The sequence below is a fragment of the Streptomyces sp. NPDC013187 genome, from assembly GCF_042899705.1.
Lineage (GTDB): Bacteria > Actinomycetota > Actinomycetes > Streptomycetales > Streptomycetaceae > Streptomyces > Streptomyces hawaiiensis_A.
The window spans coordinates 72,058-88,866 of record NZ_JBIBAF010000013.1 but is presented as its reverse complement, the minus strand read 5'-3'; the positions used below and the strand labels follow the sequence as shown (position 1 = coordinate 88,866).

Annotated in this window: 9 protein-coding genes; 8 read left to right on the top strand and 1 reads right to left on the bottom strand. The window is 71.8% G+C overall.

Translation table 11 applies throughout. The annotated features are described in order from the left end of the window. Nucleotides 1–100: 100 nt before the first annotated feature. Nucleotides 101–1,774 (top strand): PucR family transcriptional regulator, encoded by a 1,674-nt coding sequence (locus ACFY5B_RS26895; RefSeq protein ID WP_389973641.1) that lies wholly within the window; start codon nt 101–103, stop codon nt 1,772–1,774. A 122-nt stretch (nt 1,775–1,896) separates the two neighbouring features. Then, the gene (locus ACFY5B_RS26890) at nt 1,897–3,342 is read left to right on the top strand and encodes an aldehyde dehydrogenase family protein (protein ID WP_389973638.1); all 1,446 of its coding nucleotides are present in this window, start codon (nt 1,897–1,899) and stop codon (nt 3,340–3,342) included. Between the two features lie 108 nt (nt 3,343–3,450). Here ACFY5B_RS26890 and ACFY5B_RS26885 read toward each other — a convergent pair whose 3' ends face one another. After that, nucleotides 3,451–6,288 (bottom strand): glycoside hydrolase family 3 C-terminal domain-containing protein, encoded by a 2,838-nt coding sequence (locus ACFY5B_RS26885; protein WP_389973635.1) that lies wholly within the window; start codon nt 6,286–6,288, stop codon nt 3,451–3,453. A 322-nt stretch (nt 6,289–6,610) separates the two neighbouring features. Between ACFY5B_RS26885 and ACFY5B_RS26880 the strand changes: the two genes are divergently transcribed. The 6 genes from ACFY5B_RS26880 to ACFY5B_RS26855 all read left to right on the top strand — a co-directional run bounded on the left by ACFY5B_RS26880 (nt 6,611) and on the right by ACFY5B_RS26855 (nt 16,805). Continuing rightward, nucleotides 6,611–8,302 (top strand): extracellular solute-binding protein, encoded by a 1,692-nt coding sequence (locus tag ACFY5B_RS26880; RefSeq protein ID WP_389973632.1) that lies wholly within the window; start codon nt 6,611–6,613, stop codon nt 8,300–8,302. Between the two features lie 27 nt (nt 8,303–8,329). Further along, a complete protein-coding gene (locus ACFY5B_RS26875; RefSeq protein WP_389973629.1) occupies nt 8,330–9,373 on the top strand; it encodes an ABC transporter permease in 1,044 nt (347 codons plus the stop codon). Then, nucleotides 9,370–10,305, top strand: a complete 936-nt coding sequence (locus ACFY5B_RS26870; RefSeq protein WP_389973626.1) for a carbohydrate ABC transporter permease — start codon at nt 9,370–9,372, stop codon at nt 10,303–10,305. The genes ACFY5B_RS26875 and ACFY5B_RS26870 overlap by 4 nt, the downstream gene beginning before the upstream one ends. A 127-nt stretch (nt 10,306–10,432) precedes the next feature. Continuing rightward, entirely contained in the window at nt 10,433–12,640 is a 2,208-nt protein-coding gene (locus tag ACFY5B_RS26865) for a WD40/YVTN/BNR-like repeat-containing protein (RefSeq protein WP_389973623.1), read from the top strand. Continuing rightward, nucleotides 12,637–14,616: a beta-galactosidase gene (locus ACFY5B_RS26860; protein ID WP_389973620.1), complete on the top strand. Its 1,980-nt coding sequence runs from the start codon at nt 12,637–12,639 to the stop codon at nt 14,614–14,616. Before ACFY5B_RS26865 ends, ACFY5B_RS26860 begins: the two co-directional genes overlap by 4 nt. Next, the gene (locus tag ACFY5B_RS26855) at nt 14,613–16,805 is read left to right on the top strand and encodes a glycoside hydrolase N-terminal domain-containing protein (protein WP_389973617.1); all 2,193 of its coding nucleotides are present in this window, start codon (nt 14,613–14,615) and stop codon (nt 16,803–16,805) included. The genes ACFY5B_RS26860 and ACFY5B_RS26855 overlap by 4 nt, the downstream gene beginning before the upstream one ends. Nucleotides 16,806–16,809 lie beyond the last annotated feature (4 nt).

Here is a 16,809-nt window from a genome sequence, read left to right as displayed (position 1 = left end):
GTACGCGGGGACCGTACGGTGAGGCAGAATCGTCACAGGTCGTTCATACGTGGCGGCCAAAAGACCACAGAGACCACACAGTCCTGACGCAGAAGGCCTCATGCCCCCGACGCTCGCCTCGCTCGTCCACCACTCCGCGCTGAAGCTGACCGTGCGGGCGGGCGAAGACCGCCTCGACGTGCCGGTCCGCTGGGCGCACGTCAGCGAGCTCGCCGACCCCGTGCCCTACATGGAGGGCGGGGAACTGCTGCTGATCACCGCGCTGAAGCTGGACGCCGAGGACCCGGAGGCCATGCGCCGCTATGTCCGGCGGCTGGCCGGGGCCGGAGTGGTCGGGCTGGGCTTCGCCGTCGGCGTCAACTACGAGGAGATCCCCCAAGCGCTCGTCGACGCGGCCGGGAAGGAGGGCCTGCCACTCCTGGAGGTGCCGCGCCGCACGCCGTTCCTCGCCATCAGCAAGGCCGTCTCCGCCGCGATCGCCGCCGACCAGTACCGGGCCGTCACCGCCGGGTTCGCCGCCCAGCGCGAACTGACCCGGCAGGCCCAGACCGGCGGGCCGGAGGGGCTGCTGGCCGCGCTGGCCGCGCAGGTCGACGGATGGGCCGCGCTGTACGACGCCTCGGGCGCCGTCGTCGCCACGGCACCGGAGTGGGCGGGGCGCCGTGCCGCACGGCTCACCGGGGACGTGCAGAAGCTGCGGGACCGCCCCGCACCCGCCTCCTCCGTGGCCGGGGGGCCGGAGAATGAGGACCGGGTCGAGCTGCACACCATAGGCACCGGCCGTCGCCCTCGCGCGGCTCTCGCCGTGGGCACGGCCGCCGCCCCGGGAACCGCCGAGCGCTACGCCGTGCACTCGGCCATCGCGCTGCTGACCCTGACCACGGAACGCTCCCGGTCCCTCCAGGCGGCCGAGCAGCGCGTCGGAGCGGCGGTGCTGCGCATGCTGCTGGCCGGTGAGCCGGACCACGCCCGCGCGGTCGCCGGGGACCTGTACGGCGAACTGCTGGACGCGCCGTTCCGGATGCTGGTCGCCGAGCGGGTGCCGGTGTCGGCGTCGGCCGCGCTGGCCCGCGCCGAGGCGCGCAAGGGGGCTCCGGCCGCCGAGCGGTCCTCGGCCGCCGCGCTCGCCGCGGCCGACACCGGCGGCGATCCCCTCGCGGTTCTCGCCGACGTGATGGAGTCCGCCGCGGCCCGGGCCGGCGAGGCCGTGCTCGTGGTGCCGGAGGGGGAGCGGCTGGTGGTGCTGGCCGCGGACGGCGGCGCCGCCGCGGCGGCCTGCGGGGAGTACGCGGCCGCCCTGGAGGTGGCCCGGGCCGGCATACGCGAGAAGGTGCCGGGCGGCGAGGACGACGAGCTCGTCGTCGGCCTGTCGGCACCGGCCGGGCCCATCGCCGCGTCCGCCGCGTACAAGCAGGCCGAGCAGGCGCTGTCGGTGGCGAGGCGGCGCGGGCGGGTCCTCGTGGAGCACGAGCGGATGGCGGCCGGATCGGTGCTGCCGCTGCTGGCGGACGACGCCGTACGGGCCTTCGCCGACGGCATGCTGCGGCCGCTGTACGAGCACGACGCCACCGGCCGCGGCGACCTCGTGGCCTCCCTGCGCGCCTGGCTGTCCAGGCACGGCCAGTGGGACGCGGCGGCGGCGGACCTCGGCGTCCACCGGCACACCCTGCGCTACCGCATGCGCCGTGTCGAGGAGATCCTCGGCCGGTCCCTGGACGACCCGGACGTCCGGATGGAGCTGTGGCTCGCCCTCAAGGCGGCCTCCACCGAGTAGCCAAACCGGAGTATCCGCGTCCTCCACTGCTACGGCTCGGACAAACGCCGTTCGGCCCCCTCACCCCTACCGTTGGTCCCGCAGCACAGGATCACCCCCAACGCCGAAGGGCCGGAACCCACATGACCTCCACCCACGCCTTCTGGCTCGCCGGCCGCCAGGCCACCGGCGAGGAAACCTTCGACGTCACCTCCCCCTGGGACGGGCGCCTCGTCGGCGAGGTGAGCGTGCCGACGGACGCGCAGGTCGAGGAGGCCGTGGCCGCCGCGCACGCAGCGCTGGACGAGTTCGCCGCCACCCCCGCCCACGTCCGGGCCGCCGCCCTCGACCACGTCAGCAAGCGCCTGGCCGAGCGCACCGAGGAGATCGCGCGGCTGATCTCCGCGGAGAACGGCAAGCCGATGAAGTGGGCGCGCGGCGAGGTCGGCCGGGCCGTGTCCGTGTTCCGGTTCGCTGCCGAGGAGGCCCGTCGGTTCAACGGCGGCGAGGCCCAGCGGCTCGACACCGACCTCGGCGGCCAGGGCCGGCTCGCCCTCACCCGCCGCTTCCCCAAGGGCGTCGTGCTCGGCATCGCGCCCTTCAACTTCCCGCTGAACCTCTGCGCCCACAAGATCGCCCCGGCCATCGCCGCCGGCGCCCCGATCATCCTGAAGCCGGCCCCGGCGACCCCGCTGTCCGGTCTGATCATCGGCGACCTGCTGGCCGAGACCGAGCTGCCGGCCGGCTCCTGGAGCATCCTGCCGGTCGCCAACGACAAGATGCCGGCCCTGGTGCAGGACGAGCGGCTGCCCGTCATCTCCTTCACCGGTTCCGAGAAGGTCGGCTACGCGATCATGGACTCGGTGCCGCGCAAGCACTGCACCCTGGAGCTGGGCGGCAACGGCGCGGCCGTCGTCCTCGCCGACTGGGCGAGCGACGAGGACCTGGACCGGGCGGCGAACCGCATCGCCACCTTCTCCAACTACCAGGGCGGCCAGTCCTGCATCTCCGTGCAGCGCGTCATCGCCGACGCCTCGGTCTACGACCGGCTGCTGCCGCGCATCGTCGCCGCCGTCGAGGCCCAGGTCACCGGCGACCCGGGCGACGACGCCACGGACGTCGGCCCGCTGGTCAGCGAGGACGCCGCCCGGCGCGTCGAGACGTGGGTCCAGGAGGCCGTGGACGCCGGGGCGCAGCTGCTCACCGGTGGCAAGCGCGACGGCGCCTCCTACGCGCCGACCGTCCTGGCCGATGTCCCCTCCGACGTGACGATCTCCTGCGAGGAGGTCTTCGGGCCGGTCCTCACCGTGCAGAAGGCGGACGGCGAGGCCGCGGCCTTCGCCGCCGTCAACGACTCCAAGTACGGTCTCCAGGCGGGCGTGTTCACCCACGACCTGCAGACAGCCTTCCGCGCCCACCGGGCCCTGGAGGTCGGCGGCGTGGTCATCGGCGACGTGCCGTCCTACCGGGCCGACCAGATGCCGTACGGCGGTGTGAAGCAGTCCGGCGTGGGCCGCGAGGGCGTGCGGTTCGCCATGGAGGACTACACGTACGAGCGGGTGCTGGTCCTCACCGGCATCGATCTCTGACACCCCTCTGGTTTATGGAAACCATTTCCATATAGTCTCTGTGAAGAGGCCCGGCACCGATGCCTTCCGGTGCCGGGCCCCTTCTCCGTGCCGGCCTGCTCCGGACCCTCAACCGGAGAAGCCGACGTGCGCGAGCCGCAGCGGGCCGCGCAGCCTGAGGTGCACGTCGTGGACGCCCGCGGCGGCGACGGACGCGCTGAGGGAGACGTACTCGTACGGTCCCGAGGTCGGTGCGGGAGGCGACAGCGCCGCGAGGACAGGGCCGCCGTCGAGGGAGACCTCCACCGTGCCCCCGCCGGCCACCTCCACCGTCACCTCGGAGACACCCCGCCCGAAGTCGCAGGCGCGGTAGAGCAGTTCGCCCACCCCGGTGCCAGCCGGTGTCGCGGCGTCGCCCGCCACCTTCGTCCGGTCGACGATCTCGATGCCGCTCTGCTCGTCGAACCCGGCCGCGGCCAGGCCCTTCGCCAGGACCGCGCGCGGCAGGGTCGGTTCACCGTCGAGCGTGACGGTCGTCCGCAGCCTGACGTCCTCGCTGGACGCCCCGGCCAGCAGCTCGTACGCGCCCGGCTCCACGCGCCACCGGTCCTGGGCGACGTCCCAGAACGCGAAGGCGCTCAGCGGGACGTCGAAGCCCAGCTCGGCCGTCGCCCCCGGCGCGAGGGTGACGCGGCGGTGGTCCAGCAGCTCGCGGCGCGGACGCGGCACCGACGGGTCGACGGCCCGGCCGTAGAGCTGGGCCACCTCGTCGGCGGTGACGTCACCGGTGTTGGTGACCGAGAAGGAGACGTGCACCGCCCCGTCCCCGGCCCGGGCCGTCAGGCCGCCGTACGCGAACGACGTGTACGACAGGCCGTGCCCGAAGGGGAACAGGGGCGTCCCCTCGAAGTACAGGTACGTCTGGCGGGCGCCGATCACGTCGTAGTCGAGCAGGCCCGGCAGGTCGGCGTCGTCGGCGTACCAGGTCTGCGGCAGACGCCCGGCGGGGGAGACGTCACCGGCCAGGACGCGGGCCAGGGCGGTGCCCGCGGCCTGGCCGCCGTGCGCGGTCCACAGCACGGCCGGCAGCTCGGCCGGGTCGACGGCGTACGGGTAGGCGGAGACCAGCGCCAGCACGGTGGCCGGGTTCGCGGCCCGGGCCGCCCGCAGCAGCCGCTCCTGCTGTTCCGGCAGACGCAGGGTCGTACGGTCCTCGGTCTCGCGGCCGTTGATGTGCGGGTCGTTGCCCGCGACCACCACGACCACGTCGGCCGCCGCGGCGGCCCGCGCCACCGCCTCCTCGCCGCGCTCGGCGACGACCAGCTCGAAGACCTCGGGATCCTCGTCGGCAACCTTCACGCCGTCGGCGGAGACACACACGTGGCGACCCGTCCCCAGGTGCTTCAGGAGGTGCCCCTCCCCGTGCGGTTCCAGGCGGAACGTCTCCTGCACGACCCAGCCGCCCGGCTGGTCGGCGGAGGCGCGGAGGTAGCCGTCCTCGGCGACCGAGAGATAGCGGCCGTCGGGGGCGCGCAGGGTCAGTACACCCTCGCCCCAGTCGACCAGCGCCAGCTCGGTGCCGGCCGCGTCGGTGGTGAGCGAGGGCAGGTCGGTGCGGCCCGCGAGCAGCGCCGGGTCGAGCGCGCCCTCGGCGCCGCGCACCTCGTCGGCGGCCCCCTCGGCCACCGGCACGTGCAGGAACGCGCCCGCGGAGGTCTTCAGCCGGACCCGGTCCACTCCCTCGGCGAACTCCACCCGCTGTGCGCCGAACCGCTCGTACAGGCCCTCCAGCGGGGTCGAGCGGTGGATGAGCGTGCCGCTGTACCAGTCGAGCTTGCACTCGTCGGCGAGCAGCCCGACCACCGCGATCCGGGTGTCCGGGGCGAGCGGCAGCATCCCGTCGTTCTTGAGCAGCACGATCGCCTGCTCGGCCGCCTCCCGGGCGAGGGCCCGGTGCGACGGGGTGTCGAACTCGCCGGTGGCGCCGTGCGGGTCGTGCTCCGGGTCGAACTCGCCGAGCCGGAAACGCACCGAGAGCTGACGGCGGACGGCCGTGTCCAGATCGGCCTCGGTCAGCAGGCCGCGCTCCAGGGCGCCGCGCAGCCGCCCGGTCATCTGCGAGGAGTCCGTGCCGTGGTCGGTGAAGCTGTCGACACCCGCGACGAGGGAGGCGGCGGTGGCCTCCTCGTGGGTGTCGAAGTAGTGCTCGGCGTCGACGAGGTTGGTCGGCGCGCCCGCGTCCGAGCAGACCAGCAGCTCCTCGCCGGTCCAGGCGCGCAAGTGCTCGCGCAGGTACGGCGACACGTGGTTGGGGCGGCCGTTGACCAGGTTGTACGCCGGCATCACGCCGGCCACGGCGCCCGCCTCGACGGTCTCGCGGAAGGCCCGCATGTCGTACTCGTGCAGCACGCGCGGGCGCACCGAGCTCGATGTGGTGGCGCGGTCCGTCTCGTTGTTGTGTGCCAGCCAGTGCTTCAGCACGGGCGCGGTGCGCCAGTGAGTGGGATGGTCGCCGCGCAGGCCGTGCGTGTAGGCCGTGGCGATCGCCGAGGTGAGTTTCGGGTCCTCCGAGTAGCCCTCCTCGTTGCGGCCCCACAGGGGGTGGCGCAGCAGGTTGACCGTCGGGGCCCAGACGTTCAGGCCGACCCGGTCGTCCTTGGCGCGCATCGCGCGGACCTCCTTGGACACCGCGTCGCCGACGCGCCGCACCAGCTCCGGGTTCCAGGTCGCCCCCAGGCCGACAGCCTGCGGGAACACCGTCGCCGGGCCCATCCACGCCACGCCGTGCAGGGCCTCCTGGCCGGTGCGGAAGGCGGCGACTCCGAGCCGGTCGACGGCGGGGGCGAACTGGTGCAGGAAGGAGATCTTCTCGTCGAGGGTGAGCCGCCCCAGCAGATCGTCGACGCGCTTCGCGAACGGCAGCCGGGGATCGCGAAACGGTGCGGTGAGTGGCGTGTGTGCGGTCACGTGAGGATCCCCTTGCGCTGGATCGGCGAGGCGCTTTCGAAGCGCTTCGATGCTGGTCGGCCACCGGTCGGGTGTCAAGAGACGAGTGCTGTCACTTCAAGCCGGGCATGAGGAATGGTCCCTTCTGATACCTGCGAGGAAGTTTCGGGACGACCCTTGTGCACCTATGGGTGTTCACTTAACCTCACAGCAACATCGAAGCGCTTCGACTACAGAGGCTTCTCTGATCGAAGTTCCGCTTCTGCTCAGCCAGTTCCACTCGAGACACCACAGCCGACGGCCTTCCGCCGGGTGTCCTGGTGCGCCATGAAGGGTTGACGCAATGACGCCGAACGCCGCCTCCGCCTCCTCCGGACCGAGCCGGAGAAGTTTCCTCGCCTCCACAGCGGTCGCCACCGCGGCCGTGGCGGGCGGGATGCCGCTGCTCGCCGCGTGCGGCGGGTCGGAGGGCGGGTCGCGGGACGGCACCACGTCGGGCAAGGACGCCAAGAAGATCCTTCCGGCGTACGTGGCCAGCAACGTGGTGACGCCGGACATCCCGTCCAAGAACGGCTCCGCGCTCGGCTTCACCGGCAAGCTCGACCTCGCCGGTCTGAAGACGTCGGTGTCGAAGAAGCTCGGCAAGGGCGGCAAGGTCACCATCATGGCGCCGTTCTGGGGCTCGCCGCCGAAGCAGAACAACGCCTACTACAAGGCGATGAACGACCTGATCGGTGTCGACGTCGTCTGGCAGAACCAGGACGGCAACACCTACGACCAGAAGCTCGGCGCGGTCCTCGCCTCCAGCGACGTCCCGGACGTCGTGGTGGTCCCCGGCTGGAACATGGGCGGCAAGATACCCAGCGCCATCATCAGCAAGTTCGCCGACCTCGGCCCCCACCTCTCCGGCGACAAGGTCAAGGAGTACCCGAACCTCGCCGCGATCCCGACGGACGCGTGGCGGCGCTCCATCTTCGGCGGCAAGCTGCGCGGCCTGCCGATGCCGGCGCCGTCCGCCCCCTCCATGGTGCCTCTGTACCGGCAGGACATCTTCGAGAAGGAGGGCTACGAAGTCCCCAAGTCCTGCGACGAGTTCATGTCCCTGGCCAAGGAGATCACGAACGCCAAGGCCAAGCGGTGGGCCTGCCTGGACATGAAGTGGACCGCCTTCCAGGCGTTCGGCGTGCTCTCGGGCAGCGAGAAGCCGCTCGGCTGGAATCTCGTCGACGGCAAGCTCGTCAACCGCATCGAGACCGAGGAGTTCCTCGAGGCGCTGGAGTGGTCCCGCAAGCTCTTCGCCGCCGGGGTCGTCCACCCCGACTCCAGGATGGGCAAGAACGCCCCCGACCCGGGCCCCAAGTTCGCGGCGGGCGAGTTCCTGATCTACCCCAACAACATCTCCCAGTGGTGGGGCCGCACCGCCGAACAGGCCACCCAGAACCCGGACTTCAAGATCTGGGGCATGGACATCTGGGGCCACGACGGCGGCGACCCCACCCTGTGGGCCGACCAGCCCGCCGGCATCTTCGCCTTCGTCAGCAAGAAGGCCTCCGAGTCGGTCATCCGCGACGTGCTGGCCGTCGCCAACGTCACCGCGGCGCCGTACGGCACCAAGGAGTACATGATGACCAACTACGGCGTCGAAGGCACCCACTACACCGTCAAAGACGGCGTGCCCACCAAGACCGACCAGGGCAACATCGACGTGATGAACGCCTACGTCATGGTCACGGGCCCCGCCGCGACCATCGCGCACCCCGACTTCCCCGACGTCGCCAAGGGCCAGGTGGAGTGGCAGCAGCGGATGGGCGCCTTCGCCAAGAAGTCCTCCTTCTGGGGCATGCAGATCACCGAGCCGGCCCGCTACACCAACCTCACCAACGACGTGGAGCAGCTGGAGGACGACATCGTCCGCGGCCGCAAGAAGATCAGCGACATGCAGCAGTTCGTCTCCGACTGGAAGAGCAAGGGCGGCGACAAGCTGCGCGACTGGTACCGGAAGATCCTCGACGAGAACGGCGGCGCGGCCAACTGATCCGGGGTTCGAGGCAAGGAGAAGGCCGTGTCCCACAGCACGGTGCCTCGCAGCAGTGCCGAGGCGACCACGAAGATTCCGCGCCCCGGGACTCCGGTGGCCTCCGACGATGCCACCGGCTCCACGGGCAAGCGCCCGACGGGCAAGCAGAGCCTCAGGGTCAGGTTCAGACGCGACCGGCTGCTGCTCCTGATGACCCTTCCGGCCCTGGCTCTGATCCTGCTCTTCAACTACATACCGATCCTCGGCAACGTCGTCGCGTTCCAGGAGTACGACCCGTACATCAGTGACAACGGCGTCATCTCCATGCTGAACAGTCCCTTCGTGGGCCTGGAGAACTTCCAGCGGATCTTCGAGGACTCGGCCTTCTGGAACGCCGTCGAGAACACCCTGGTGCTGTTCTTCCTCCAGATCGTGCTGTTCTTCCCGATCCCGATCCTGCTCGCGCTGCTCATCAACAGCGTCATCCGGCCCCGGGTGCGGGCGGTCGCGCAAGCCGTGCTCTACCTGCCGCACTTCTTCTCCTGGGTGCTGGTCATAGCCGTCTTCCAGCAGCTCTTCGGCGGCGCCGGAATCCTCTCCCAGCTGCTGCGGCAGAACGGGTACGACGGTCTCGACATCATGACCAACCCGGGCACCTTCCCCCTGCTGATCACCGCGGAGAGCATCTGGAAGGACGTCGGCTGGGGGATCATCGTGTTCCTCGCCGCGCTCGCCTCGGTGAGCCCCGACCTCTACGAGGCCGCGGCCATGGACGGCGCGAGCCGCTGGCGCCGGATGTGGCACGTCACCCTCCCCGCGCTGCGCCCGGTGATCGCCCTGCTGCTGGTGCTGCGCGTCGGTGACGCCCTCACCGTCGGCTTCGAACAGATCCTGCTGCAGCGCGACGCCGTCGGGCCCGGGGCGGGGGAGGTGCTCGACACCTTCGTGTGGTGGAACGGCGTACGCAACCAGGACTTCAGCTACGCGGCCGCGGCCGGTCTGATCAAGGGTGTCGTGAGCCTCGGACTGGTCCTCGTCGCGAACAAGGTGGCCCATCTCATGGGCGAGCAGGGGGTGTACAAGAAGTGACCGCCGTCATCGACAAACCCGTGAGCAAGCCGCGCCGGTGGCAGGCCCCGCCCCGGCCGGCCTGGGAGGAGCAGCCGTCCAGGGCCGGCCTCGCGGGCAAGGGCCTCGCACTGGCGCTGGCCTGCCTCGCGATCCTCTTCCCGCTGTGGATCGTCGTCGTGACGAGCCTGTCGTCGCGCAAGACCATCGACGAGGCCGGCGGGCTGGTGATGGTGCCCAAGGGGATCACCTTCATCGCGTACCAGGAACTGCTGAGCGGCGGCCAGGTCACCCGGGCCACGATCATCAGCCTTCTCGTGACCCTGATCGGCACCCTGTTCTCGATGACCGTGTCCGTCCTGTGCGCGTACGGACTGTCCCGGACGGGGTCCCTGGGGCACCGCTGGATCCTGATGACGCTGCTGGCGACGATGTTCTTCAGCGCCGGACTCATCCCCACGTATCTGCTGGTGCAGACCCTCGGACTGACGGACACCTATCTGGCGCTCATCCTGCCCAGTGCGGTGAGCGTGTTCAACATCCTCGTGCTGCGCGGGTTCTTCATGGGGATATCGCAGGAACTCGTGGACAGCGCACGGATCGACGGCGCCGGTGACTTCAGGATCCTGTGGCAGATCGTCGTGCCGTTGTCCCGGGCCGTGATCGCGGTGATCACGCTCTTCTACGCCGTCGGGTACTGGAGTGCCTGGTTCAACGCGTCGCTGTACCTGAACGATCAGGACATGATGCCGCTGCAGAACGTCATGATCCAGCTCGTGCAGAAGCAGGAGGCCCCGGTGGGCCTGGGGCAGGCCATCAAGACGGGGCAGCTGTCGGGGCTGGCGGTGCAGATGGCCGTGATGGTGATGGCTCTGCTGCCCGTTGCCGTGCTTTCCCCCTTCGTCCAGAAGCACTTCAAGAAGGGCATGCTCACCGGGGCCGTCAAGGGCTGATCGTCGCCCACCCGGTGGGGTGCTCCGGTTGTCCGGCGACTGCGGGCAGCGTGTGGCCGGTCGCGTAGTTCCCCGCGCCCTTCCGGGGCGCTTCCCCCCTCCCTTTCAGAACGCCGAGGTATGTGTCATGCATGCGTCCAGCCTCTCCAGACGTGCCGTCCTCGCCGGGACCGCGGTCGCTGCCGCTGCCGTCTCCCTGCCGCTGACCCAGGGGCGGGCCCAAGCCGCCGCCACCCCCGCGCAGAGCGGATACCGCTGGCGCAACGTCGTCCAGGGCGGCACGGGGTTCATCACGGGCGTGCTGTTCCACCCCTCCGTCGAGGGGCTCGCCTACCTCCGCACCGACATCGGAGGCGCCTACCGCTGGGACGACCGGGCCGACCGGTGGATCCCGCTAACCGACCACATCGGCTGGGACGACTGGAACCTGCTCGGCGTGGAGGCCATGGCCGTCGACCCGGTGCACCCGAACCGGGTCTACCTCGCCCTCGGCACGTACACGCAGTCCTGGGCCGGCAACGGAGCCGTGCTGCGGTCCGAGGACCGGGGGGCGACCTGGCAGCGCACCGACCTCACCGTGAAGCTCGGAGCCAACGAGGACGGGCGTGGATGCGGGGAGCGGCTGCTCGTCGATCCCCGGGACAGCGACACCCTGTGGCTGGGTACCCGCCATGACGGACTGCTCAAGTCGACCGACCGGGGCGCCAGTTGGCAGGCTGTGAGCTTCCCGGCCGCCCCGAGCGCCACCGGCCAGGGCATCACCCTCCTGGTCGCCGCCGGCCGCAGCGTCTACGCCGGCTGGGGCGATTCCGACGGAACCGCCGGGAAGCCCAACCTGTACCGCACGTCCGACGGCACCACCTGGCAGGCCGTCCCCGGGCAGCCCGCCGGCACCGCCGCCAAGGTGCCGGTCCGGGCCGCGTACGACCGGCACACCCGCGAGCTGTACGTGGCCTACGGCGACGCCCCCGGCCCCAACGGCCAGTCCGACGGCAGCGTGCACAAGGTGCGGACGACGACCGGGAAATGGACCGAGGTCACACCGGTGAAGCCCGGCGGGCCCACGGGCGACGGCGGGACCGACACCTTCGCCTACGGCGGTGTCGCCGTGGACGCCCGCCGCCCGGGCACCGTCGTCGTCTCCACCAACAACCGCTGGTCGCTGGTGGACACCGTGTACCGGACCACCGACGGCGGCCGCACCTGGACGTCCCTCAAGGACAAGGCCGTCCTCGACGTCTCCGAGACGCCGTACCTCACCTTCGGCGCCGACAAGCCCAAGTTCGGCTGGTGGATCCAGGCCGTCGGGCTCGACCCGTACGATTCCCGGCACGTCGTGTACGGCACCGGCGCCACCCTCTACGGCACCCGTGACCTCAGGCACTGGGCCCCGCAGATCCGCGGAGTGGAGGAGGCGTCCGCACGGCATCTGATCTCACCCCCGGCGGGCAAGGCGCACCTGCTCAGCGGGTGCGGGGACGTCGGCGTGATGTACCACGAGCGGCTCACGGCCTCGCCCTCGCGCGGCATGGCGTCGAACCCGGTGTTCGGCACGGCGACGGGCCTGTCGATGGCCGCGGCCAGACCGTCGTACGTGGTCCGGTCCGGCTGGGGGGACAACGGCAACGGCGCCTTCTCGAACGACGGCGGCAGGACCTGGGCTCCCTTCACGGCCCAGCCCGCTGTCGCCAGGTCCGCGCCCGGCCCGATCGCCACCAACGCCGACGGCAGCGTGCTGCTGTGGTCCTTCGGCACGGCCAACCCGGGTTACCGCTCCGCGGACAACGGCGCCTCCTGGTCCGAGGTCGGCTCCTTCCCGAAGGGCGCGGTGCCCGTCGCGGACCCCGTCGACCCGGCCCGCATCTACGCCTTCGACACCACGACCGGCACGCTCTTCGCCGGCACCGACAGCGGCCGGACCTTCACCGCGCGGGCCACCGGCCTGAGCTCCGGCGACAGCGAGTTCCAGCTGGTCGCGGCGCCGGGGCGCTCCGGTGACCTGTGGCTGAGCCTCAAGTGGAACGGGCTGTACCGCTCGACCGACGGAGGCGCGACCTTCACCAAGGTGAGCAGCTGCTGGGCGTCGTACACCCTCGGTTTCGGCAAGGCCGCCGAGGGGGCCTCCTACCCGGCGCTCTACATGGTCGGCTCCACCGAGAGCGTCACCGCCGTGTACCGCTCCGACGACGAGGCGAAGACCTGGACACGGATCAACGACGACCGGCACCAGTGGGGCTGGATCGGAGCCGCGGTCACCGGTGACCCGCGCGTGTACGGCCGCGTGTACATCGCCACCAACGGGCGGGGCGTGCAGTACGGGGAACCCGTCCGATGAGCGAGGGGAAACGGCCCGGGCTGAGCGACGCCACCCGGGGCCGGCTCCTCTTCGGCGGCGACTACAACCCGGAGCAGTGGCCCGAGGAGACCTGGCACGAGGACGTCCGGCTGATGAAGGACGCCGGCGTCAACTCCGTCACCCTCGGGGTGTTCTCCTGGTCGGCGCTCGAACCGGAACCGGGAGCACGGGAGTTCGGCCGGCTGGACACGTTGATGGACCTGATGCACGACAACGGCATCGGCGTCGTCCTCGCCACGCCCACCTCCTCGCCCCCGCCCTGGATGGGCCGGCTGCACCCCGACACCCTGCCCGTCACCGAGGACGGCCGCACCGAATGGTGGGGCGGCCGGCAGCACTTCTCGCACTCCAGCGCCACCTACCGGCGCTACGCCGCCGCCATCACCGAGGACCTGGCCGCCCGCTACGGCCGTCACCCGGCCCTCACCATGTGGCACATCAACAACGAGTACTGCACCTTCGACTACGGCGGCGAGGCAGCTGCCGCCTTCCGACGATGGCTGCGCGAGAAGTACCGCACGCTCGACGCCCTCAACGAGGCCTGGGGCACCGCCTTCTGGAGCCAGGGCTACGACACCTGGGACGGCATCCTGCCGCCCCGCCTGCCCCACTACATGCGCAACCCCGGCCAGGTCCTGGACTTCCGCCGGTTCACCTCCGACATGCTCCTGGAGTGTTACACCGCCGAGCGGGACATCGTCCGGCGGCACACCCCGCACCTGCCGGTCACCAGCAACTTCATGCCGCTGTGGATCGGGCAGGACGCCTGGCGCTGGGCCGAGGAGGAGGACGTCGTCTCCGTCGATCTCTACCCCGACCCGCGTGATCCGCTCGGCGCTCAGCACGGAGCCCTGGTCCAGGACATGACCCGCTCCCAGGCCCGCGGGCCCTGGATGCTGATGGAGCAGGCGGCCGGGCCGGTCAACTGGCGGGGCGTGAACCACCCCAAGCCACGCGGCCTCAACCGGCTGTGGTCCCTCCAGGCCGTGGCCCGGGGCGCCGACGCCGTCTGCTACTTCCAGTGGCGGCAGTCCCGGCAGGGCGCGGAGAAGTTCCACTCCGGCATGGTCAGCCACGCGGGGGAGGAGGGCCGGACGTACCAGGAGGTCAAACGGCTCGGCGCCGACCTGCGACGCATCGCCCCCGAGGTGACCGGCCGGCACCTCACCGCGAGCGTCGCCGTCCTGCACGACTGGCACTCCTGGTGGGCCGGCGCCCAGGACGGCCGCCCCTCCAGCCAGGTGGACCACCCGGACGTGCTGCGCGCCTGGCACCGGGCCCTGTGGCAGGCGCACCTCACCACCGACTTCGCCCACCCCGAGCACGACCTGAGGCGGTATCCGCTCGTCGTCGTACCGCAGTTGTACGCCCTCACGGACGCCGCGATCGACAACCTCCTCGCCTACGTACGGCAGGGCGGCACCCTCGTCTGCGGGTTCCAGACCGGCGTCGCCGACGAGGACGACCGGGTCCGCCCCGGCGGCATGGACGCCCGGCTGCGCGCCCTGTTCGGCATCCGCACGCTGCACGAGTGGTGGCCGCTGGACGCGGGGGAGACGGTGGCCTGCGAGGGCTTCCGGGGCACGCTGTGGTCCGAGGAGATCGAGCCCGCGGACCCCGATGACACGACCTGCTACAAGGGCGGCGAACTGGACGGCATGCCCGCCGTCCTGCGCAAGGGCCGTGCCTGGTACGTCTCCACGCTCCCGGAGCCCGAGGCGCTGCGCGACCTGCTGGCCTCGATCGCCGCCGGCGCGGGCGTCCGGCCGGTGCTCGACGGCCTGCCCGAGCAGGTCGAGGCCGTACGCCGGGGCGAGGTGCTGTTCGTGCTCAACCACGGGCGCGAGCCGGTGACCGTCGAGGTGCCCGGTACCCACCACGACCTGCTGACCGGTACGGACGTCACCGATCGGGTCACCCTCGGCCGCCACGGGGCGGCGGTGCTGCGGTCATGACCACCTCCGCGCCCGTCCACGGCACCTGGGAGCCGCAACCGGCCGCCCGCTGGGAGGACGGCTTCCTCAGCGGCAACGGCCGGCACGGCGCCCTGGTGTTCGGCCCTCCGCACGCCGAGCGGGTCGTCGTCACGCACCACACCCTGGTGCGGCCGGGCGGCCGGGACCCCCGGCCCCCGCAGCTCGCCGAGGACCTGCCCGGGCTCCAGGACCGCCTCCTGGCGGGCGACACGACCGCTGCCGAGGACTTCACGGACGGCCGCCCGCTCCAGTGGGTCCAGCCCTTCCACCCGGCCTTCCAGGTCCGGCTGGCCGTCCCCCGGGACGCCGGCCACGACTACCGCCGGGACGTCGACTTCACCACCGGAGTGGTCAGCACGACCTGTGCCGGCCGGGCGAGCCGCGTCTTCGTCTCCCGCGCCGACGACGTCGTCGTCCAGCACGTCGCCGGACCCGGTCTCACCCTCGACATCGACCTCGACCCCCGGCTGCCCGGCGCCCCCGCTCGACTGGGCATCGGCCACGGAGCGGTCCTCACCCCCGAGGGTGCCCTGCTCAGCCTGCGCACCCGCTACCCGGACAGCGACCGGGCCTGCACCGGCGTCACCCAGATCGTCGTCACCGGGGGCACGACCACCCTCGTGCCCCCGGGCGTGCACATCGAGGGCGCCCGGTCCGTGCTGCTCCTCACCCGGGTGCACCGGCACACCGGCGAACTCGACGTGATCGCCGAGGGCCGTGCCCTGCGCGACCTGCCCGCCGACCACGACGAGCTCCTCGACCGCCACGCCGCCCTGCACCGCACCGCCTACGAGCGCGTCACCCTCGACCTCGCAGCCGACCCCGCCGACCGCGCCCTGCCGGGCTCGGAGCTGCTCGAGCGGCCACACAGCGCCGCCCTGCCGGAGCGCCTCTTCGCCGCCGGGCGCTACCACCTGCTCTCGGCGAGCGGCCTCTTCCCGCCTCGCCTGACCGGACTGTGGACCGGCGACTGGAACACCGCATGGTCGGGCGCGTTCACCAACGACGCCAACCTCAACCTCCAGACCGCCTCGTCCGCCGCCGCAGCCCTCCCCGAGGTCACCGAGGCCCACGCGCATCTGATCCAACGCCTGCTCCCCGACTGGCGCGACAACGCCCGCGCCGTCTTCGGCACCCGGGGCGTCGTCGCCCCCGCCCACACCGACGGCGAGTCCGGCCACTCCTACCACTACAGCCGCGAGTACCCGCTCCACCTGTGGACCGCCGGCGCCGACTGGCTGCTCAAGCCGCTCGTCGACCACGACGAGACCCACGGCACCCGCGACCCCCGCACCGCCGCCGCCCTCGCCGAAGTAGCCCTGTTCTACGAGGACTTCCTCACCAGGACCGACGAGAACGGCCACCTCGTCGTCGTGCCCTCCTATTCACCCGAGAACCGCCCGTCCAACGCGAGCTGGGGCACGGTCAACGCAGCCATGGACCTCTCCGCGGCCCGCCACGCCCTGCGCACGGCGGCGGCCTACCACCCGGGCACTCCGGACGCCGCCCGCTGGCACGCCCTCGCCGACCGGCTCCCGCCGCACCGGATCAACGAGGACGGAGCCCTGGCCGAATGGGCGTGGCCCGGGCTCACGGACTCCTACGACCACCGCCACCTCAGCCACCTCTACGGCGTGTGGCCGCTCGACGAGATCACCCCCTACGACAGCCCCGAACTCGCCGCCGCGGCCCACCGCGCCCTCGAACTGCGCGGCGCCGAGAACGACTCCGCGCACGGCCATCTGCACCACGCCCTGATCGCGGCCCGGCTCAGGGACGCGGGCCGTGTCGCCCACGCCCTCGGCCAGGTCCTGGACGGCGACTTCTTCCACGCCTCCCTGATGAGCGCCCACTACCCGAAGCGCGACGTCTACAACGCCGACGCCGCGCACACCCTGCCCGCCGTGCTGATCGAGATGCTCGTCCAGTCGACCCCCGACCGGCTGGTCCTGCTGCCCGCGCTGCCGGCGGCGTACCCCGAGGGCGCCCTGCGCGGGGTGCGCACCCGCTTCGGCGCCGAGCTCGACCTCACCTGGACGCGGGACGGCGCCACCGCCGTCATCAGACCGGGCCGTACCCACCGCGTCGAACTGCGGACTTCCTCCGGCGCAGCATCCCTCCACCTGGTCGCCGGAGAAGACCACGTCCTCACCCTGAGGACGTGGTAGTTCC